Raw genomic sequence first — 21,184 nt, forward strand, 5'->3', positions numbered from 1 at the left:
AAGAGTATCCTTAGCCTACATTCGTCTAGACTGTTTTAATGGCTGTAATCACTATTTCTTTGAATGTCTGCATCTATTTCATCAACAGCGCTATCAAGGGTGTCTTCTACGTCCGCGCCATCGGCGATATCTGCTAAGGCTTTTTCAAATACTTTTGCCTCTACGATATAGCCTGGAGTAACAGGCCGAACCATAGCTTGAGCTTTGGATAAGTCATAAAAAACGGCCATGGGTCCACCTTTTTTATAGTTCTTAGTCAATTCAGCAGCCGATTTTGTTGGTGGAATAACGCCGATACCGTCAGAAAACGCGGCTAAATACTTATCTTGGAGAGCAAACTCAATAAACTCTGAAGCACCCTGAGGGTGCGCAGAGGTGGAAGAAACGCCCAATTGCCAACTTGCAGCGCCAATTTTTGAGCCGTGACCAAAGTCTGGAGCGGGCAATAACAAAACATCATCACCAAATTTATTGATAATATTTAATGCAGCCCAATTACCATTCCACTGCATTGCATATTTACCTTCTATTAGTCCATTATCACGATCTGCTGGATCTTGAGAGTTTCCGGGAGAATAGCCTTTACTAAATAGTTCCTGCCACCATTCCCCAAAAGCAATAGCGTCTTCACCATTTAGTTTTCCTTCGGCTGTTTTATAGTTTGAGCGGTCAATCAGATCGCCACCAAAGCTTTGTAAGAAAGGACTAAAGGCATATGGGAACCACTCTCCTTTCCAAGCAAGGCCTAGATCCAATGGATAATCGTATTTGCCAGTTGCTTTTAATTTTACCAAGACGTTATTGAATTCTTGTTGAGACCAAGGTGAATCAATGGTAGGTACTCTAATCTCGATATCATTTAAGATCGATCGACGAGTTATTAACGCCACCGCCGCGTCCCACAACCCCACAGAATATAGTTTGTCGTTCCAGTAGCCTTTTACACCAGGTAAAAAATCGGCGATCTTGGTTTTATCGATTTTTAAAGGTTGTAAATACCCAGCCCAGGCCCAGTTCGGCATGACTGGGCCATCAACATCTAAAATATCAGGTAAGTTATTTGCTAATGCTGCGGCAATAACCGAGTCGTTATATGATCCCTGTGGAAAGGATTCCAGCACAACATTCCAATCGCTTTGGCTGTTATTAAAGTCATTAACAATCTGATTGATTATTCTTGCTTCAACAACATTTCCTGCGCCGTGATACCACATGGAAAGGTTTGTTGTTGCAACAGCGGAAGTCGAGACAAAGGTGCTCCCTAAAGCACTTGCAGATAACATGGTTAAAGCCAATTTTTTTGTTATTTTCATGTTTTTCTCCCATTTATATGAGCTGTCTTTTAAATGACACCGATGTCATTTTTTTGTTAAAAGAAACGCATCCTAGCTAAGATGCGTTTCTCGGTAAAATGGTTGGTGATTAAATCTTAAGTATTGACTGCCGCCAAATTACAGGGCTATCAATGATGGTAATTTCTGAGTCTGCTTCTTTTTGGCCTTTGCCATCAATTAACTTGAGTAGTTGCCGTGCTGCTTCTTGTCCAATTTCTTGGTAAGGCAAATGTACTGTGGTTAAAGCAGGATACAGACCTTCGGTAATGGCAAGGTAGTTATCATAACCAGCAATGGACACTTGTTCAGGTATACGGATACCTTTGACTCTTAAAATGCCATACAACTTGAGTGCCATTTTGTCGTTACCACAGCAAATAGCGGTAGGCGGTGATACAAGTGAAAATAAGTGATCAATCGCGTCGATGATCAATTTTTCGTTGTCTAGGAGATCCAATTTATCAGCGCATAGAACTAATTCTGGGTCGTACGCAATACCGCTTTCCTGTAAGGATTGTTGGTATCCCTCAAGGCGCTGATGTGTTGCGATCATAGAAGGGTCTAAGGTCAAGTAGGCAATTCTGGAGTGCCCTTCTTTTATGATCTTATCCACTAAAGATTTTTGACCCATTTGGTCATTTGGAACCACAGATGTTGTGCGATTAGTATCAAAACAGTTTGCTAGTACAGTGTGGATACTTTTACTGGCGATAGGTAAATCTATTTGTTTATGATAATTCGCCACATAAATAAGCCCTTCAACACGATGCTCTTGAAATGTCCGAATTAAATGAGACACTGACGCTGCAGAATCTCCCGTATCGGCTATTAATAAAGTTTTACCAGAGGCTTGCATTACTTTTTGAATACCCTGAACAATAAATAAATCAGGCAAACCAGTGGGCGCATTAGATGTGTCAGAAAAATGAGAAATAGCGCCTGTGACCAATCCGATAAGCCCTGATTTATTTGATCGCATAGACCTCGCCGCAGTACTTGGAACATAGCCAAGAGCGGCAATGGCAGCTTCTACCTTTTTACGGGTCTTTTCTCCGACAGGAACATCATTATTTAACACTCGAGAAACTGTCTTTGGAGAGACTCCAGCGGCTTTTGCAACATCGTAAATGGTCGCCATTTTATTCTTTTCTCATTATGACATCGGTGTCATTTTTATTTAAAAATAAATGGCTGTCAACCTAATAGATTATAAAAAGATCAATTTTCAAGAGCGATCTGAATAAAAAGAGTGCTTATTTTTACATTAAGCGCTCTTTTTTATAGTAAGTAACAGATCTTAGAAACTCGTGACGACAGTCACCCCCGGTGGGTTTGCTTTGTCCATGTTGGTTAGTGCGGCAATAGACTCTTCTAAGCTAATGGTTCGCCCCAGCAATTTTTCCAGACTAAGTTTGCCAGACTTGATCATGGCGAGCATGGCGTCATAACGAAACGCCTGCATACCGTGGCTGCCTATGATTTCTAATTCATGCGCAATGACCAAATTCATTGGAATTGGTGGTGTGGCTTGTTCCGCTAACAGCAAGCCTACTTGAACGTGTTTTCCTAGTTTTTTTAAGCTCTTAATGGAGTTGATGCAGGTGGTAGGATGGCCCAGTGCATCGAGAGAAACATGAGCGCCACCGTGGGAGATTTCTTTAATGGCTTCGGCAACATCGGCCACCTTGGTGGCGTTAATGGTTGCGTAAGCGCCTAAGGCTTTTGCTAGCGCGAGCTTGTCGTCTGTCACATCGATAGCAATGACATTTGCGCCAATACTGTTGGCGATCATGATCGCTGATAAGCCAACACCGCCACAGCCATGTACGGCTACCCACTGACCCGCGCTGACTTTTCCTTGATCAACGACTGCTCTAAATGAGGTGACAAAGCGACAACCAAGGCTGGCGGCCGTGGTGAAATCGATGTTTTCTGGTAAGGCAACCAAGTTCACATCCGCGTGATGGATAGAAACATATTCGGCAAAAGACCCCCAATGGGTGAAGCCCGGTTGAGTTTGATTGCCGCAGACTTGATGATTCCCTCCGTGACATTCAGGGCAAGAACCGCAACCGCTCACAAAGGGGACGGTGACTCTATCGCCTACTTTGAAACCTCGTACGTCTTTGCCAACCGCTGCAATTACACCGGCAAACTCATGACCCGGAACGTGAGGTAAGACAATGTCTGGGTCGTGCCCCATCCAGCCATGCCAATCGCTCCGGCAAACGCCAGTAGCTTCTACTTTGATGACCACACCATGATTCTCTGGCGTTGGATCGTCGACATTCATAATTTTGGGTGTGGCTGAAAAACTCTCGTAGACAACGGCTTTCATGGTGGACTCCTCAGTCAGTGCATTCATCTAATAGGCTAATGAAAACACGAGAAATTACCTTGCTCTTTTACTTGAATATATGGGGCTTAGAGAAATACTATTTCATATATTGCTATTATTAGAGGGGAATCTTTCCATGGTTGCATTAGATAAGGTAGACACTGATATTGTTCGGCGTATGCAGCAAGATGGCAAATTAACCAATGCTAAATTAGCCAGCGAGCTTTCGTTGAGTGAAACGCCCTGTTGGCGTCGACTAAAACGTTTAGAAGAAGAAGGTATTATTACCGATTATCAGGCGAATTTAGACCGACGAAAATTAGGTTTTGGTGTGATGGCATTTGTACAGCTCACTTGCAATCAGCATGATGCTGATACAACCCAAACTTTTGAGCAAATGATCCAAGGGTGTGACAACGTTTTGTCGTGTCATAACACGACTGGAGAGGCTGATTTTCTGTTACAAGTGGTGGCTAAAGATTTGGATGATTACAGCCGTTTTGTGGATAAAGTTCTCAGAAAATTGCCCGGTGTATCGGCCATTGCGTCGAATATTTCGTTGCGAGAATTAAAGTCCTCTACTCGTTTGCCAATATAAATTTGTTGTAACAGCAAGATGTTAGAGTGTTATGTAATGATGATGGGTTAGACAGTTACAAAATAAAATTTACATCTACATGGAGGTCAGGTTTGATGATGAGGATAAATCGGTAATATAGCTTCAGAAAGGAGAGTTAAATTGGTAAGCCACTACGACCATTTGATCCATATACAGGATCATTCAGACGTCGATTTATATGAACTTATTCCTGATGTTGTATGGATTTTTGATCTTGATAAGCATGGATGGTGGTGGGGTAATTCTGCGGCGCTTAAATTTTGGGGGTTAAATACTCTTGAAGAGTTAATAAATAAAGATTTATCAGGTGACACCCAAGGTGCAAAGGACCGCACTGCACAAACATTCGAACTGGCTGCAACGTCTGGTTTAACGATTGATCCGTGGACAACTTATCCAAATGGCAAACCGAAAACGCTTTATATGCGTCATCGTGCTGTTCTTGTTGGGCCGGATAAACATCGCGCCATCATTGCTTTTATTAATGAAGAAGTGAATATGGGGGATATTCCAGAAAATTTGCTGCTGGTTGAAGCCATGCGTTATACCAGTGTATTAGTAACCAGTTTTAACTTTGCGGGGGATCCTATTGTCGAGAATCCTGCTGCCACGGAAGCTTATAAACACCTATCAAGGCAAAACTTTCCGGAGGGGAATTCCTTCTTTACCTCGCGTTTCTCCAACTTAGAAGAAGGCCAGAAGGTCTTAGCTCAGGCGATAGAAGAAAAAGGCGGACAATGGACGTGTGATGTCAATACCTCAGTAGGTTGCCGTAAGCACAGTTTAGATATTCGTATGACGCGCCACCCTTTAACGGGAGAATTCCTATTATTGATGTCTGAGTATGATGTTTCTGCTTTGCATTCGGCTTTAGAAGCAGAGAAAACCGCCCAGGATAAATTACGCCAGCTGGCACATTATGATGCTGTAACAGGCATTCCATCATTACATTATTTGTTAGAGAAAGAAGAAGAGTTGATTGCTAAAGCGAAACTGCAAAAGCAGTTATTGTCTATCTTATATTTGGATTTAGATGGCTTTAAACAGGTAAATGACAATTATGGTCATGAAGCAGGTAATCAAGTTTTGACCAGCATTGCTGAAAGGCTGAATGCAAAAGTGAAAGACGTGGGGCAAATAGTCAGGGTAGGTGGTGATGAATTTGTTATTTGGATTGATCGTATGAATAATCGGGATGAAGTACTGACATTAGCTAATGATATTCTAAATGTGGTTCTCGAACCGGTTAAGATTGATGATACCAATAAAACGGTTCAAGTTAGCACTAGCCTTGGAGTTGCATATTACCCTGATCATGGCGGAGATATGAAATCACTGATACAAACCGCTGATAGCACAATGTATCAGGTAAAAAAACAGGGAAAATCCGATTTGAAAGTAGCTGTTTAGCTTTGGTCAGTTGATTAAATTATTGATGTTTCAATATTGTTTTCTTAAAAACAGAAACAGCTGGTCTATTTGTTTTTTAGGGTTGTTTGAGTAAGATTTAAGTGGTAAAAATAGTTCTATGATTTATCCATCAAGTTTCTATCAAATCAGTACCTCTACCACCGCGACCACAAGGTTGTTCGGGGGGTAGTTGCTGCTTGATAAAAAAGCCCTCTGAGCGAATCGCCAGAGGGCTTTTTTATGTCTACTTCTTGTTGTTCGCTCAGAGTTTTTCACTAGCAATCTTTCATAGGAGAAAGGTATGAAAACTCATCGCGAATTAGCGGAACAACTCGACTTATTTCATTCAGAAGAACAGGCTCCAGGAATGATCTTTTGGCATTTCAATGGCTGGCATTTGTTTCAAAAAATTCAACAACACATGCGTCTTTGCTACCGCCAATATGGCTTTAAAGAGGTACGTACTCCACAATTCATGAAAAAAGAGCTTTGGCATACTTCAGGTCATATGGATATGTATGCACAAGACATGTTTTTTGGAGGGGAACAGGGAGGCAGTCAAGAGTACGCGCTTAAGCCTATGTCTTGTCCGGCGCATATTCTACTGTATAAGCGAGGTGTTCATAGTTATCGGGACCTACCGCTTAGGTTATTTGAATTTGGTTTGGTTCATCGTAATGAATCATCTGGCTCGTTAAATGGCTGCTTGCGTTTGCGTCAGTTTACTCAAGATGATGCTCATGTATTTTGTGCTTGGTCTCAGGCTCAGCAAGAAGTACGACAGTTTTTGAAACGAGCTAAGCAAATTTATCAGGATTATGGCTACCAAGCCTTGGAAGTGAAAATCTCAACAAAGCCAGAAAAAGCTTTAGGCGATGACGCTTCTTGGGTACGAGCAGAGGCTATTTTGAAAGCGGCTTGTGAGGAGGAAAATGTGCCTTTTGACATTCAAGTTGGAGAAGGGGCGTTTTATGGACCCAAGATTGAATTAGCTCTAGAAGGCGCGATTGGACGTATTTGGCAATGTGGCACAGTCCAGCTGGATTTTAATTTACCTGAGCGTTTTGCATTGGAATGTAATAACGAACAAGGGGAATGGGATCGCCCAATTATTTTGCATCAAGCTGTTTATGGTTCGATAGAACGCTGGATAGGTATCTTATTAGAGGTTTATCAAGGAGTTTTGCCTGAATGGATTCATCCTCAGCCTGTTGCGATTGTCAGTGTGAATGATTCGGTTTTGGACTATGCAAATAAGGTGCGAGCTAACTTAGAAGAAAAGGGATTTAATGTACATTGTGAATTTGGTGATCATTCGGTTGGTCGTAAAATTAAACGAGGCTTTGAGCTTAAAATCCCTAATATCGTTATTATTGGTGATCAGGAAGTAAAATCAGAGACAGTTTCCGTACGTCGAGGAAAAAAGGTCGAAGTGATGGAGGAAGCGGCACTCGGATTATTCTTAATGGCAAAGCAACATGAGTAAAAAGAAAATAAATAAGAGGAACTTTATATGACCAGCGAAACCAGATAGGCCGCCAAGTGATTGGCGGCCTTTTTATTGATTGGCAATCATTACTTACTTTCTTTTGAAAAACTCTCTCGTAGTTTAACGATCCAATTGCCAAGTTTATGCATCACTGTACTGCCTTTACCAAGTAGCTCGTACATTTCCTCTTCAAACCGAGATTGCTGGGTTTCTTCTGATTCTGGCAATGGAGGCAAAATGTGTGCAAAGTAGGTTTTGTCGAGCAAGCGATGGAGTAATCGTTCTCCCATAAATGGCTGACCACTGTTAAGGGCTCTGGCACCTTTAATCAGGTTCCGAATGTCGTATTGAGTAGGGCTAATATCGGGAACTTGCTTAGGAATATTAAGTAACTTATACACACCAATACGAGCTGTACGAATAGAAGCTTCCATGGTGAATATAATGTCGTTGCGAGTTTCTACAAACTGCCCGATCAAACCTAAATTAGTACAACCTTCTGGTACAGCATGAGGACGGTCACCAGCGGCACGAGTCATAAATTGAGCGGTGATGTAGGGCATCAAAGCAAGGCGAACCTTAGTTTTGTCAACAACCTCATCAAGCTGGTCTTCGATGCCAAGGTGGTAGCAAAGTTCTGTTAAAATCTCTTTGCCATTACATTGCGCCATAGTTTTTTGGATTCGATTGCCTTTTTTATCCATCAATAATCCATAAACCCAAAGTACTAAGGTATCAGCTGGTTGGTCTGGGAAGTGTGGCTGACGATTGCAAGTCACACTCAATAGCCAGTTGGAGTCGGTGATTGTGATGATACCACCAGTGACAGAGCGACCAGAGTAAGGGTCATTGACGGACAAAGTTTTCAGCTTGTCGACAAGAGGAGACGGCCGACAAGTTAAGGTAGCTGATTCCCAGATCGATTTATCCACGTCTCCGTAGAATTTTTCTGGTTTACCGAAGACAGGCGATTTTTGCGCCAGATTTTTCCACAGGGTCCAGCCACTGTTTTCTCCCGGGTCCTGCTTATCGCAAGTTAGTTCTGGTGTGGTGTCCATATCGCCATAGGCAGTATGCTCTGTCATTGAACCAGTGAGGGCAAAGACCAAATCACCGAGTCCCACATGAATATGCTTGGCTTCTTCTTGTCCATCCTTGATGACAACGGCACGAATACCAGTGACCGTTTTTTTCTCACCAGAGAAGTTAATATCTAGGTCTTCCACTCGCGTGCCAAACTGAAAATGCACGCCTTTCCCACGTAACATGTCGGCCAAGGGTTTGATAAAGGTATCGTATTGGTTGTACTTAGGAAAAACCAAAGCGGACATATCAGCAAAGCCGTCAATAGAATCGAGGAATCGATGCAGATAGAGCTTTGTTTCTAACAAACTATGACAATTTTTAAAAGCAAACATGGAGCGGAAAAGAAACCAAAAATGGGTTTTTAAGAAACCGTCACTGAAGTAATCTTCTATGCTAATGTCATCTAGTTCTTCCTTTCGTTTTAGCATTAAACGAATCAATTCCCATTGCTGAGATTTGCTAAGACCAAAATCTTTTGCATTCAACAATTTGCCACATTTATGCATTAAGCGAGCGTCAGAATAGTTTGGGTCGTTATCATTGATAAGACGATACTCATCAAGGATGGAATAACCTTCAGGCAGCTCAACGGCAGGCACATCTTGAAATAAGTCCCATAAAGTGTCGTAGTTCCAATTCATTTCACGGCCACCGCGGATGATATAACCTTCTTCAGGATTACCCGCGCCGTCCATTGAACCGCCTTCCACTGCCATCTCTTCCAAGATAGTGATATTTTCTGCTGGCATATGGGCGTCACGAATGAGGTAAAACGCCGCGGCCAGACCACCAATACCTCCACCAATAATCCATGCTTTACGGTTTTTAATACCTGGGGTTGGTAAAGGCTTGTGGCGCGCATAAGGGGCAATAAAATCGTAAGGAGGCAAGGTATTTAATGCCTTATGGTGCCAATAGTCGCGGGTGCCATCTGGTTCATGCTCAAAGCCTTCAGGGGCCGTTGTAGAAATAGTAAAGGTCGAAATGTCTTCATAACTCATCACTCAGTCTCCTTGCTTGAATGCATCGTTAATAATGCTGACTGACATGGTGACACGCACGATGGTCGGGAAGGCTGCGTTATATCAAGGGTTAGATGTTGAATTGAGCAAGAATATTGATAAATGATGAAATGAGCCAAGATGGCCCGTTAGGTTTTGTAAGTGCTTGATTGTAGTTTGCAGAAAACGTGTAGTCTAAGTGCATTTGCTCGAATGCGGTTGTTTTTTATCCCCCTATCGCCAAGTATGAATACAGCAACACGACATTAAAGAAACGCTAACTAGGAGGAAGATATGCAAACTCAAACTGCACATGCCCACCACATTACAGACATTATTAAAGTAATGAACGGCGGTATCGAATTCTACCAAGAAGCGAAAACGAAATTAGACGATACAACGTACAACGCCTTTTTTGATCGTATGATAGGCGCTAAATCTGAAGCGGTTGCTGAGCTACAGCCTTTTGCCGTTGATCAGCAGGGTGAAGTGGAAACGGATGCCGATAACCTAGTTAAAGCACGCCAAGCTTACACTAAACTGATCTCAAAAATTTCCAGTGAACCGACCTCTTTCACCTATGTGGATCAACTGGAAGAAGTGGAAGATAAAGTGCTAGAAGAGCTAGATTTAGCACTAGAAAGAAACCAACCTCAAGATTGTGAGGTCACTCTACGCCGCGTGAAGGTTAGAATGAAAGAGTGCCACGATGAAATGAAAGCATTACAAGTCGCTGCTCAGCACTAATTTTTGTGCTTAAAGTAAGTGGTTTATTGTATTTTTGAGCCACTCTCTCCTTATTGTTGAATAAGGGAAAAGCGAATAAATATACGGTTTTATTCAAAAGCCAGCATTGACAGATTAGGCGTCGATGCTGGCTTTTTCTTTGTCTATTCATCAAGTTAGCTCACTGGTGATGTGGTCATATTTATATCCTATGCGCAGTTTTGTACTTGCTATTCTCCGTGTCGTTTGTCAGGGTATAGTGGTATAAGGAGTATTTATGACCAATTCACAAAAGACTGCAACTGGTGCGATATTGTTACCAGTATTTATTCCCACCGTTATTGTTACATTATTTCTCATTGCCGGAACCCTAAGTAATCCAGAGCTTGCTGGGCAGGCATTTCAAAGTGCTTTGTCATGGGTAACCCAGACCTTTGGTTGGTTCTATATGCTAGCGACGGCGATTTTTCTTGTGTTTCTTGTCTGCGTTGGATTCAGTAGTTGGGGAAATATCCGTTTAGGGCCGGATCATGGTGATCCGGAATACAGTTTCCCTGCTTGGTTTGCGATGCTGTTTTCCGCCGGTTACGGTATCGCTTTGCTTTTCTTCGGCGTGGCTGAGCCGGTGTTGCACTTTTCTCAACCACCTAATGCGACAGCAGAAACCATTGGGGCGGCTCGCGAAGCCATGCAAATTGCCTACTTTCATTGGGGCTTACATATTTGGGGGATTTACGGCCTGATGGGGCTTGTACTTGCTTATTTTGCATTTCGTCATGGTTTGCCTTTGTCTGTACGTTCGGCGCTTTATCCTCTGATTGGTGATCGTATCTATGGTCCTATTGGTCATGTGGTCGATGTGTTTGCCATTCTTGGTACCTTGTTTGGTTTGGCTACGACGCTGGGTTTATCGGTCACGCAAATCAATGCGGGTTTGCATTACCTTTGGGAAGACATTCCGATTAATTCTACGGTACAAATCATCGCCATTGGGTTGATTACGCTTGCCGCGATTGGTTCTGTTATTGCGGGTATGGATAAAGGGGTCAAAAACCTATCGATTTTGAACATGGCTTTGGCTGTTTTCATTATGGTTATTGTGTTCTTTGTAGGACCAAGCATTCATATCCTTGATGCTTTTGTTCAAAACACAGGGGCCTACCTGAGTAATATTGTAGAACGTACGTTTAACCTACAGGCTTACACGCAAAGCGATTGGATTGGTAACTGGACACTGTTCATCTTTGCTTGGACCATTGCTTGGGCACCATTTGTCGGTTTGTTTATTGCCAAGATTAGTCGTGGTCGAACAATTCGTCAGTTTATTTTTGGTGTGCTTGCGGTGCCGACCTTGTTTACTTTCCTGTGGTTTTCCATCTTTGGCGACACCGCGCTGTATTTGATCATGGAACAGGGTAAAGATGTCTTGATTGGTGAAGTACAGGCGGATCACTCAGTTGCCTTATTCCAGTTTTATGACTTGCTACCTTGGTCGACTTTCTTATCTGTCGTCACGGTTTTCTTGATTATTACTTTCTTTGTTACTTCGTCGGATTCAGGCTCTTTAGTGGTTGATTCATTGGCCTCTGGTGGTGCACTAGAAACACCGATTTGGCAGCGTGTTTTCTGGGCGTCTCTTGAAGGTGTCATTGCCGCTACCTTGCTGTTGGCTGGTGGCTTGGGTGCCTTGCAAACGATGAGTATTCTGGCCGCCTTACCTTTTGCGGTGATTATGCTATTAGCCGCCATGGGCTTGTGGCGAGCCTTGGTGATTGAAGGTCATCGCGGTGCCGCAGTAGAAGCCGCAGCGACTCCTGGCCGAGCTTTCAGCCATGAAGGCAGCTGGCGCAAGCGCTTAAGTACACTGTTTAAATTTCCTGGCGAAGCTAAGGTGACGCATTTCATTAAAGATGTGGTTGAGCCGGCGATGGAAGAGGTTCAAAAAGAGTTGGCGATTCATGGTTGGAAAGCCAACATCACGAAAGAAAAAAATGGCGTTACTTTCCAGTTGGAGCGTGATGAAAGATTAGACTTCTTTTATCAAGTGGTTGCCACAGAGCATGAAATACCAGAAGCACACAGTGATTATTCGAAATACGATACGCACTGGCAAGCCGATGTGTATATTCGCAATGGGGCGCTGGGTTATGAGCTTTACGGTTGCAGTCAAGATGAGGTAATACGTGATCTTATTGATCAGCTAGAGCAGTATTTCAACTTTGTTGATGCCGCTCCAGGACAGTTACCTTGGAATGCTGTTCCCTAGTCATTAAAGGAATAAAATAAAAAGAGCGGCTTGATGCCGCTCTTTTTTTGCAAAGCCTATATTCAGTGATTAACTGATTACGGACTCTGGCACGATCACACTTAAAGAGCTCGGGTTAACAACTACCTCTAGCTTATCTGCTTGGCGTTCTTCACCGTCCACAACGTAATGTCCCACTTGACTGATATCGACTGTCACACGCTGTGCTGAGCGATGAAAGATACCATTGTTACCTTCCTCTGCTTCGCTGTCTTCATTACGGTCCCCCATGCCAAGCATGGCTAATTCCGCTAAGTTTAAGATTTGCATGCGCTCTGGGTCTAACCAAGTTAAATCCAATTCGCCATCCATGATATTTGGCACGCCTTTGCCTTGAGCCAGTAAAGTGGTGACCGGAGCGGCATTGGCGATGGTTAAGCTGGGCGTTTTAATTGTGAAGGGCTCTTCATCGTTAAGCTGCACGGTAAATTCGTTGACTTCATTTTGTCCGATGGCTTCCCATAAGCCTTGTAAATAGGCAAGTTGTCCACTGGAATTCTTTTTAGTACGGTCGGCTTTTTCTATCATTTGTTGCTCAAAGCCAACGCCTGCCAGTAAAAGCATTAATTCGCCATTACAGGTTGCGGTATCAATGCGTTGTTCGCAGCCATCGATCAGGTTCAAACAAATGGTTTCTAGAGGCGCGATTTTTGACATAGTGCCGCACAAAACATGGCTTAACGCATTGGCGGTGCCAAATGGAATAATGCCCAATCTAATATTCGTGCCAACCAGTGCCGCAGCGACTTCCGTCACTGTGCCATCGCCACCGCAAGCAATGACCAAATCGGGTGAGGCTTTGACGGCTTCTTTCGCTAGTGCTGTGCCGTTTATTTCTGGTGTTGTAGTTTTCACTGTGACATCAAAGTAGGCGGATAAATAACGCAATATTACGTCTTCTTGTTCTTCCCACTGGCGCGTTCCAGATACTGGATTAGCGATTAGCCATGCTGAGTTTTGAACCACCAGAAGCTTGTTATCCAAGGCGCGTTTTAAATATTTAAATTGGCGTTTATTTAAACGGGCTGTTTTGCGTATCTCGCGTATTTTATCCATGATCTCACTGGGAGTGGACTTAGGATTCTGGCTGAGCAAATAGGCCGCCATGATAAAGACGGATCGACCACGACCCAGCGCACAATGTATGACCACAGAACGACCTGTTTTGCGGTGCGTGTGTATCCAGTTGAGTGCGCGATGTATCTGCGTGTCAGAAGGCACCGAATGATCAAGAATCGGAACGTTTAAATAATCCACATCCGCTTGATAAGACATCCAATTTAACGAGCTGAATTCGGCTGTCACATCTAATACCGCGTTGATATTTTCACCCTTGATTTGGTGAATATCTGAAGGGAACAAACGTCGCGCAAGATAAAGACCATCGTCTATTTTTTGCAGTGCTGGAACCGAATCGGTGCTTCTTGCCCAGCTATTATAAAGCTGTGTACTCCATAAGAACGGCATAAATATCCAGCGAATATAAATAGGTACCGTACCATCGGAACGTTTACGGAAGATCGTGGGTTTATTTAGAAGGTAGGCCAGACTGACAGTAAAAAAAGACAGGGCTAACCATGCCCAAGCTAATTGAAAATAGACATTGCTGGTCATGATAACCAACAAAACGAAAACCGCTGTAATCAATAAATAGTAACTTGGTTTAAACAATACAACTCTCCTAGAGTTCAGCCATAGTTAGGACAGATTAACACACCCCCCTCTAAAATAAAGTTAAGGGAAAAGGCGTTGTCTAGATGACACTTAATATCTAATGCCGGTTATCTGAGAATTAAACACCGAGTTTTCTACAATAATTTTTTCTAAGCGACGTGTGGCCTCGTTGGCTTTGCTGGATGTAAACAGTGTCACTTCCATGTCAGGAAGAGGCGGAAGATCATTATGGATAAGGAGATCATCTTCAACGGTATGATAGGGAACGATGGCAATACCAATGCCGGCACGAACTGCCGCAATCACCCCTGATCGGCTCTGACTTGTAAAGGCTATACGATAAGGGATATTTGCGGCATCCATTGCTTCACAAGCGTATTCACGATGTTTACAGCCTTTGGCAAACACCACTAATGGAAGTACCGCTTGAGTATGAACGAAATGATCTTTTGAACCGACCCAAACTAGCTCGTCTCGACGTAGACGAACACCGCCTTCTGTATCGGCAAGCATTTCTACAAGGGCGATATCCAGTTTGCCTTTTTCCAGCAAATCTACCAGATAATCAGGACGATAATCGCAGAATGCTTCCAGTTCCGCTTCGGGATAGCTCAGGATGAAATCCTGCAAAATGGGAGCAAGTGTTCGACTTGCGTATTGATCATGGGTGCCAAGTCGAACAACACCACTAATATCTATGTTTTGAAACGATCCGACGATTTGGTCATGAAGATTTAAAAGCTGCTGAGCATGAGCTTTCAACTGTACCCCAACCGCGGTCAATCGTACGCCATGTTGTCCACGTTCCATCAGCGGATTGGCAATCAAATCTTCCAACCGATTGAGTTGCATACTCACCGTAGAAGGGGCTTTATGCAGCTGTTTTGCGGCCTCTGTCAGGTTCAGAGTGTCAGCCACAACCATGAAAGTACGGAGTAAATTTATAGGCAAATCTCGCATTGTTGAGCCTTCAATAAAGTTGAACGTAGAATTTAATATTTATCGATTTACTGAATAAAAGCAAGCTCCTAATATAGCGCCGTTGATGGTTATTTATACACCTTTATCGGGTGTTTGAGCGAGGAGGTTTTCGATGCGTATTCCAATTACATTTGGCTTTAATCAAGTCATTAGCCACGGATTTGGTCTTTTTTTGTTCGCCGCATTGGTACCGACAATGCAAGGCTCTGTTGATATTAATAGCTGGCATCTCGCTCTCTCTGGTGCTCTAACGCAGGTATCCTATTTAGTTGGTGCCATGCTATTGGGGGTGATCGGCCCGCGTTTAGACTCTGGACGCTTGTTATTGGTCACTGGCACCTTGACCACGTCTCTGCTCTTTACCATGGCTTGGCTTGATAACACGACCACCATGATTTTTGTTCTCACAATTATGGCGGCAAGCGCGGCGATTAGTTGGGGCTCGATAGTCGAGTTGGTCACACGCTATGGTCGAGCTGATCGGACAGCCACCAACCTATCTATTGCTTCAAGTGGCACGGCATGGGGTTATAGTGTTAACGGCCTGATTATTTTGCTCATTGTTCCACTACTAGGCTGGCGTAGTGGTTGGATGGCGGCATCAGTACTTGGGCTTATTACCTTATTAGCTACCTATAGTTTGCTTAAAAGTGTTCGCTCGCAGGCACAAGATCAAGACATTGATGTGACTTTTGCTATGGGGACACGACAGTTATTTAAAACGGTATTGCGTGAGCGTACCGCGTTTCTGGCTTGCTTTATCTTATTATTAGTGGGTGCTTCAAGCATAACATTTACAACTTGGCTAAATACCTATTTGGCGGAACTGTCGCTACCACCCGCATTGGGCGGCTACACTTGGGGAATTATTGGCTTAACCGGCATGGTTGCGGGGTTTTTAATCGGCAAAATAGCGGATAAAAAGGGGCCTAGTGTCGCACTGTTAGGGATTTTTTCGATCTTCGCCTTGGGGCTATTGGCTTTTACTTATCGTCCTGCTCAGTTTGTTATGGTCGCCGGTTTTGGCTACGGCATGATGTATTTTCCGATTTGGGGCATTATCGCCGGTTGGGTCAGCAAACAATATTCGTCTAAAGCGACGATGCAGATTAATGGCATTGGTATGGTTGCTTTTGGTCTAGGCGGTGCGTTAGGTAATGTGTTTGCAGGGATGATCTACGATGCAACAGGCAGCTTATCTAATGTGTATATGCTGATTTGTGGATTGGGTGTCGTGTTATTTGTATTGGCAATGTATATTTTCTTGCATGAACGTCAATCTCAAAAGCCACATGCCGACAGCTTCTTACAACCAGAAATTTGATAGATATGGGTGTTAACTCACCTGTGAGCTTGTTTTTTTATGAGCGGATTGCCGGCCGTTAATGGCTGGCAATCAGATCGTTAAGCGCTTTCGAAATCAGGTCTTTTTTCACTAGGGTGTTTTTCACCGGTCGTTCGAACCAGAAATCCATTGGTTGATCAAAACCGATGCCGTGCATGTAGTTGTAGAGTGCTTTACGCAGTCCTTCCCCTAACATGTCATGATCGGTTCCTGTTGGGTCGGTGAAATCCACGTCGTTTTCGGCGAACAAAATATCTGGACGTGCCGCCAAGGTGATGCCGTATTCGTCTGGATTGATACCAATGGGGCTATGCGCCGTGGCTGCAAAACGATGCCAGAATGCCGATTGAAAACAACCTTGTTCCATCATCTGACGCACCATGTCTAATGCATCGATAGTTTCTTGTTCGGTTTGCGTTGGGAATCCGTACATTAAGTAAGAGTGAACCAAAATGCCCGCATCGCTAAAGGCTTTGGTAACACGGGCGACTTGTTCGACACTGACGCCTTTTTTCATCATTTTCAATAATCGATCCGATGCCACTTCAAGGCCGCCACTGACAGCAATACAGCCAGAGTCCGCCAGCAATTGGCAACGTTCAGGAGTGAAGGTTTTTTCAAAGCGAATATTGCCCCACCAACTGATCACCACCCCCCGTTCGATAAGACGCTTTGCCAGAGCAAACAAGGCTTTTGGTGGTGCCGCTTCGTCGACAAAATGAAAGCCGGTTTGCCCGGTTTCTTCAATTAATTCCTCAATGCGATCCACCAGAATCTCCGCACCAGCGGCATCGTAGCGATCGATGTAATCCAGTGTCACATCACAAAAGCTACACTTGCGCCAATAACAACCGTGGGCAATGGTTAGCTTGTTCCAGCGGCCATCACTCCAGATGCGATGCATGGGGTTGAGCATTTCGCACAAAGATAGGTATTCGGTGAGTGGCAGGCCATCGTAAACCGGCGTACCGACATCGGTTTGTGGTATGTCGTGCAGCTCGGCGTTTTCATTGTAGTGAACATAGGGCTCGCCGTTTTCGTCTTCGGCAAGAAAGTAAGTACGTACTAACTCGTCAATTTCTCGTTTGCCATCAAAGAATTCCAGCAAGGTCATAAACGGACGTTCGCCATCATCCAGACAAATAAAATCGACAAACTCGAAGACGCGAGGGTCACGCAAAGCGCGCAGCTCTGTGTTCACAAACCCTCCACCCAGCACTACTGGCAGATCAGGATTAATGTCTTTGCAGGTTTGCGCAATACGTAATGCACCCAGCATATTGCCAGGGAAAGGCACGGTTAAAGCCACAACGCTGGGTTGGGTTTCTTCCAAATATTGCTCAACCAATTGTTCGAGAATCTCAGAGCTGAAGCTTGGTTCGCCCATTAGGGTGTTGTAGAGATCATCAAAGCTTGGGTTCGCCGCCGCAAGTCGTTCACCGTAACGGCTAACCTCAAAATAAGGGTCGACACCTTGGGTAATTACTGCCGACAAATCATTGATAAACAGCGTGGCTAAATATTTGGCTTTGTCCTGTACACCCAGCTGACCAAAGGCCGTGGTTAAAATATCGCCGGAGACAGCTTCCATTTGCTCTATGGCATCAAATGCAGGGCCTTCAGGCAAGAAACGACGAGACGTAATGCGCAGTGCAAGACTGGAGTCTTTGCCTTGTAAAAAGCGAATGACAGGCTCGACACACAGGCGATAGCGATCAAATTCGGCCAAGAAGCAAAACACCGCATCGGGCAGCTCGTCGTCTTCAAAGGATTCAAAATTGTCTTCCACATGCTGGCGAATAATATCCAGCGCGGGGGCAGTCATCATTTCCAGAAAAAGTTCGATGGCAGGGTCGCGCTGCGTCGCTTCATAGCCCCGAGAGCGCAAAAAGCCCGTTAGATACGCCGTCGCGGGATACGGCGTATTCAGTTGCGTCATGGGCGGAGTCATTAGAAGAACGGTCATAGCTTGCCTTTAAAGTAAAACCTAATAGGGGTGAGGCGGATTTTAGCAAATGGCCTGAATAAAAGTCGTATTAATTCAAAGAGGGTTTAAAAATACTTCCATAGTGAACCCCAATTTCTTCACAATTGCGCGTTGCTTTGCCGCTATTGCGTCGATATGGTGGTTAACGGGTCTTTATGTATGTAAACATGATTGGATATCAGTATGAAAAAACAACTATTAGCCGTTTTATCCTCAACAGCCATTTTGGCAACCTCGACAATGACATATGCCAGTGATAGCAATACATTTTCGCCAGATCAACAGGAACAGATTGGCAAAATTGCTGCAGATTATTTAGTAAAACACCCAGAAATTCTGATTAAGGTGAGCCAAGAACTCCAAAAGAAACAGCAGCAAGCCGAGCAATCCGCTCTGACGATGTCGGCGGTGAAAGCTCATGATAATTTAATGAAGCTAGATGGTATTCCTCACATTGGCCCGAAAGAAGCCAAAGTAACCGTGACAGAGTTTTTTGATTATCAATGTTTGTATTGCCACAAAATGGCACCAGAAGTAGAACAACTGATGAAAGCCAATCCAAATGTGACGTTTATTTTCCGTGATTGGCCTATTTTTGCATCCCGTTGGGAAGCTTCTGGGACGGCCGCGACCACAGGGCTCGAAATTTGGCATCAAAAAGGACCAGAAGCCTACCTGAGTTACCATAATGGCATTTTTGCAACAGGTCATGATGAAGGTAAATTGACCAATGACGATATTCAAAAAGTAGCAGAAGACGCTCTAAAAGCGCCTTATAAGAAGACTTCTGATACACCTTATAAAAAGACCATTATGATCAATGATCAGTTGTCTCGTCAGGTTGGTTTCAAAGGAACGCCAGGGTTTATTATCACACCAGCTCATGGTGCCACAGTGAAAAACACTACAGTTATTGGTGGTGCTGTTGATGAGGAAACCTTACAAGCCGCGATCGACAGAGCGTTAAATAACTAATCGTTCGACTTTTTATCATAAGTCTAGGCTGTTGTTATGAAAACGGATTGTCATAGTGGTAAAGCGGTCGAAAAGAGAATAATAGGAAAGGGGTAAGGGAATGTTCTGCAAGATACGTTCCCTTACCTTTCATTTCTAATCACCCAGAAGTTAACGAACAAGCAAAATAGATTTGTCTGTGTGAGACGCTAAAAAGCTACCATGAGAGTGAAAAATATGATCTTTAAAGCTTGGTACATGAGATGCCATGACAACTAGGTCGACAGGGTTTTCATGGAGCCAATGGTTTAACGATTTGTCCATGTCGGCTGCTGGATCAGTACAGGGAATCACAACCGCTTCAAATGTTACGCCAAATTCTTTTTCCTGATCTTTGGCATAACGGTCTAATTGTTCCTCAAATTCTTTAAGATTATGAGCAATACCACTAGGAGCGGATGCCGTAACCGCAAGAAGAAACACCTTTGAAGAGTAGAGCTTGGCAAGATCACCTGTGACTTTTAACGCTTTTTCAAGTTTATCTGTATGAGATAAATCTACTGGCATCGCGATACTTTGATACATAACAAGCCTCCTAATTATTGTTGGACTACTTTAGAAGTGTAGAAGACTCTGACTTAAAAAAATGAATATATCTTGCAAAGATAAACCAATATTGAAGAAGGGAAGGGCTAACTTCCATTGTTAACCACCACGCCCCAGATTTGGAGCAGGTGGTTTCTAGTGAACGTTCAGCGAATAATGGCAATGACCACATCCATTACATTGGTATTGGTGGGGCCTGTAATGAAAATCGCATCCTGTTTACGTAAATAAGTACCGGCGTCAGCGCGTTTTAGTGCATCACGTACGCCAAGTAAATCCTTTGCTGTAGAACCATCGACAATGCCACCAGCCGCATCAGTAGGGCCGTCACTGCCATCAGTGCCAGCGACAAGAACAAGGATATTATCGTGTCCAACGATGTGCTCAGCAATGCCCAGTGCAAGAGCTTGATTACGACCTCCGCTGCCTGGATTGTCTGGTAATGTTACTGTTGGCTCACCACCAAAGATGTAAACGCCAGGCGCGGCATCAAGTAGTTGTTTGCTAATAGAGCGAGATAATATCTCCACATCATCATAAAGTGATTCGACATTTTCCATAACCGTATAGCCAAGCTCTACGGCTTTGCTGGCCGATGCCTCACGGGCAACTTGGTTGGTGCCAATTAAGGTAACATTCGCCGAAGATGGGCAACGCTGAATAGACCCGGTACCCGAACCAATAACACTAATGTCATCGCCTTCTACATCTGAGATCGCCAGTACGCGAACATCAGAACCTTTAAAACCTTCTAGTAATTTGCCGTCTTTGAGCAGAGAGGTTGCTTTTCGGCGAGTGTTGATTTGGCCGATGTTGTAGCCTGCAGCCAGCATTTGATCTGTGAGCTGTTGCCAGTCGGCCAGTGTTACATCATCGGGCAGTGCTTCCGACAATGCTGATGTGCCACCAGAAACCAAGAGTAATAATCGACTACCAGGCGCCATTTGCTCCACCGTAGAGAGCATTTTTTTACCTGCATCTAGTGAGTTTTGATCCGGTACTGGATGAGCGGATTCGATAACGGTGACATTATCAGCATCCCACATAGATTGATCCGTATGATCGTATTTTGTTACCAATAACGCTGGGCAACTTTGTTTAAGTGCGGCTAAAGCGCCGGCACACATGCCGCTGGCTGCTTTGCCGACAGCAATGATTTGATCTGGTTGAAAACCTTCAAATGCAGACACGGCACGGTAGGTTGCATTGTATCCAGCAACCGCATCAATAGCCGCATTGAAAATAGTGATAGCAGACTCTTTATCAACTGAATGCAAACTTATTCCCCTTATTCATTTGGTCGGCATAATACATAAAAAGCCGCATCAA

Annotated in this window: 16 protein-coding genes; 7 read left to right on the top strand and 9 right to left on the bottom strand. The window is 43.9% G+C overall.

Annotation, left to right across the window (positions count from 1 at the left end):
* Positions 1-35 precede the first annotated feature (35 nt).
* From C0J08_RS00870 to C0J08_RS00880, 3 genes are all read right to left on the bottom strand, one after another.
* Complete coding sequence (locus C0J08_RS00870) at positions 36-1,313, bottom strand: sugar ABC transporter substrate-binding protein (RefSeq protein ID WP_212654263.1); 1,278 nt, start codon at positions 1,311-1,313, stop codon at positions 36-38.
* A 109-nt stretch (positions 1,314-1,422) separates the two neighbouring features.
* Positions 1,423-2,472, bottom strand: a complete 1,050-nt coding sequence (locus C0J08_RS00875; protein WP_212654264.1) for a LacI family DNA-binding transcriptional regulator — start codon at positions 2,470-2,472, stop codon at positions 1,423-1,425.
* A gap of 159 nt (positions 2,473-2,631) precedes the next feature.
* Positions 2,632-3,672, bottom strand: coding sequence for a zinc-dependent alcohol dehydrogenase family protein (locus tag C0J08_RS00880; protein WP_212654265.1), 1,041 nt, complete (start codon positions 3,670-3,672; stop codon positions 2,632-2,634).
* Between the two features lie 136 nt (positions 3,673-3,808).
* Here C0J08_RS00880 and C0J08_RS00885 point away from each other — a divergent pair, with 136 nt between their 5' ends.
* The 3 genes from C0J08_RS00885 to thrS all read left to right on the top strand — a co-directional run bounded on the left by C0J08_RS00885 (position 3,809) and on the right by thrS (position 7,187).
* A complete protein-coding gene (locus tag C0J08_RS00885; RefSeq protein ID WP_212654266.1) occupies positions 3,809-4,270 on the top strand; it encodes an Lrp/AsnC family transcriptional regulator in 462 nt (153 codons plus the stop codon).
* Between the two features lie 141 nt (positions 4,271-4,411).
* Positions 4,412-5,701, top strand: coding sequence for a GGDEF domain-containing protein (locus C0J08_RS00890; RefSeq protein WP_212654267.1), 1,290 nt, complete (start codon positions 4,412-4,414; stop codon positions 5,699-5,701).
* A gap of 301 nt (positions 5,702-6,002) precedes the next feature.
* Positions 6,003-7,187, top strand: coding sequence for a threonine--tRNA ligase (gene thrS, locus C0J08_RS00895; protein ID WP_212654268.1), 1,185 nt, complete (start codon positions 6,003-6,005; stop codon positions 7,185-7,187).
* Between the two features lie 89 nt (positions 7,188-7,276).
* Here thrS and C0J08_RS00900 read toward each other — a convergent pair whose 3' ends face one another.
* Positions 7,277-9,277, bottom strand: a complete 2,001-nt coding sequence (locus tag C0J08_RS00900) for an oleate hydratase (RefSeq protein ID WP_212654269.1) — start codon at positions 9,275-9,277, stop codon at positions 7,277-7,279.
* A 294-nt stretch (positions 9,278-9,571) separates the two neighbouring features.
* On the opposite strand from C0J08_RS00900, the gene C0J08_RS00905 reads away from it, so the two are divergent.
* Both C0J08_RS00905 and C0J08_RS00910 read left to right on the top strand, forming a co-directional pair.
* Positions 9,572-10,024: a PA2169 family four-helix-bundle protein gene (locus C0J08_RS00905; RefSeq protein WP_212654270.1), complete on the top strand. Its 453-nt coding sequence runs from the start codon at positions 9,572-9,574 to the stop codon at positions 10,022-10,024.
* Between the two features lie 256 nt (positions 10,025-10,280).
* Positions 10,281-12,269, top strand: coding sequence for a BCCT family transporter (locus C0J08_RS00910; protein ID WP_212654271.1), 1,989 nt, complete (start codon positions 10,281-10,283; stop codon positions 12,267-12,269).
* A 69-nt stretch (positions 12,270-12,338) separates the two neighbouring features.
* Here the strand turns inward: C0J08_RS00910 and C0J08_RS00915 are convergent, their stop codons facing one another.
* Both C0J08_RS00915 and C0J08_RS00920 read right to left on the bottom strand, forming a co-directional pair.
* On the bottom strand, positions 12,339-13,979 hold the full coding sequence (locus C0J08_RS00915) for a diacylglycerol kinase family protein (protein WP_212654272.1): 1,641 nt from the start codon (positions 13,977-13,979) through the stop codon (positions 12,339-12,341).
* Between the two features lie 93 nt (positions 13,980-14,072).
* Positions 14,073-14,942, bottom strand: a complete 870-nt coding sequence (locus C0J08_RS00920; RefSeq protein ID WP_212654273.1) for a LysR family transcriptional regulator — start codon at positions 14,940-14,942, stop codon at positions 14,073-14,075.
* 133 nt (positions 14,943-15,075) lie between these two features.
* On the opposite strand from C0J08_RS00920, the gene C0J08_RS00925 reads away from it, so the two are divergent.
* Entirely contained in the window at positions 15,076-16,287 is a 1,212-nt protein-coding gene (locus C0J08_RS00925; RefSeq protein ID WP_212654274.1) for an MFS transporter, read from the top strand.
* 58 nt (positions 16,288-16,345) lie between these two features.
* On the opposite strand, the gene C0J08_RS00930 is transcribed toward C0J08_RS00925, so the two are convergent.
* Positions 16,346-18,274, bottom strand: a complete 1,929-nt coding sequence (locus tag C0J08_RS00930; RefSeq protein ID WP_212654275.1) for a B12-binding domain-containing radical SAM protein — start codon at positions 18,272-18,274, stop codon at positions 16,346-16,348.
* A 204-nt stretch (positions 18,275-18,478) separates the two neighbouring features.
* Here C0J08_RS00930 and C0J08_RS00935 point away from each other — a divergent pair, with 204 nt between their 5' ends.
* The gene (locus tag C0J08_RS00935; protein ID WP_212654276.1) at positions 18,479-19,270 is read left to right on the top strand and encodes a DsbA family protein; all 792 of its coding nucleotides are present in this window, start codon (positions 18,479-18,481) and stop codon (positions 19,268-19,270) included.
* Positions 19,271-19,420: 150 nt separating this feature from the next.
* Here the strand turns inward: C0J08_RS00935 and C0J08_RS00940 are convergent, their stop codons facing one another.
* Both C0J08_RS00940 and C0J08_RS00945 read right to left on the bottom strand, forming a co-directional pair.
* Positions 19,421-19,834 carry a universal stress protein gene (locus tag C0J08_RS00940; RefSeq protein ID WP_212654277.1) on the bottom strand — a complete coding sequence of 138 codons (414 nt, stop codon included), beginning with the start codon at positions 19,832-19,834 and terminating at the stop codon, positions 19,421-19,423.
* Between the two features lie 167 nt (positions 19,835-20,001).
* On the bottom strand, positions 20,002-21,132 hold the full coding sequence (locus C0J08_RS00945) for a glycerate kinase type-2 family protein (RefSeq protein ID WP_212654278.1): 1,131 nt from the start codon (positions 21,130-21,132) through the stop codon (positions 20,002-20,004).
* Positions 21,133-21,184 lie beyond the last annotated feature (52 nt).

It is taken from the genome of Marinomonas sp. CT5 (assembly GCF_018336975.1).
Lineage (GTDB): Bacteria > Pseudomonadota > Gammaproteobacteria > Pseudomonadales > Marinomonadaceae > Marinomonas.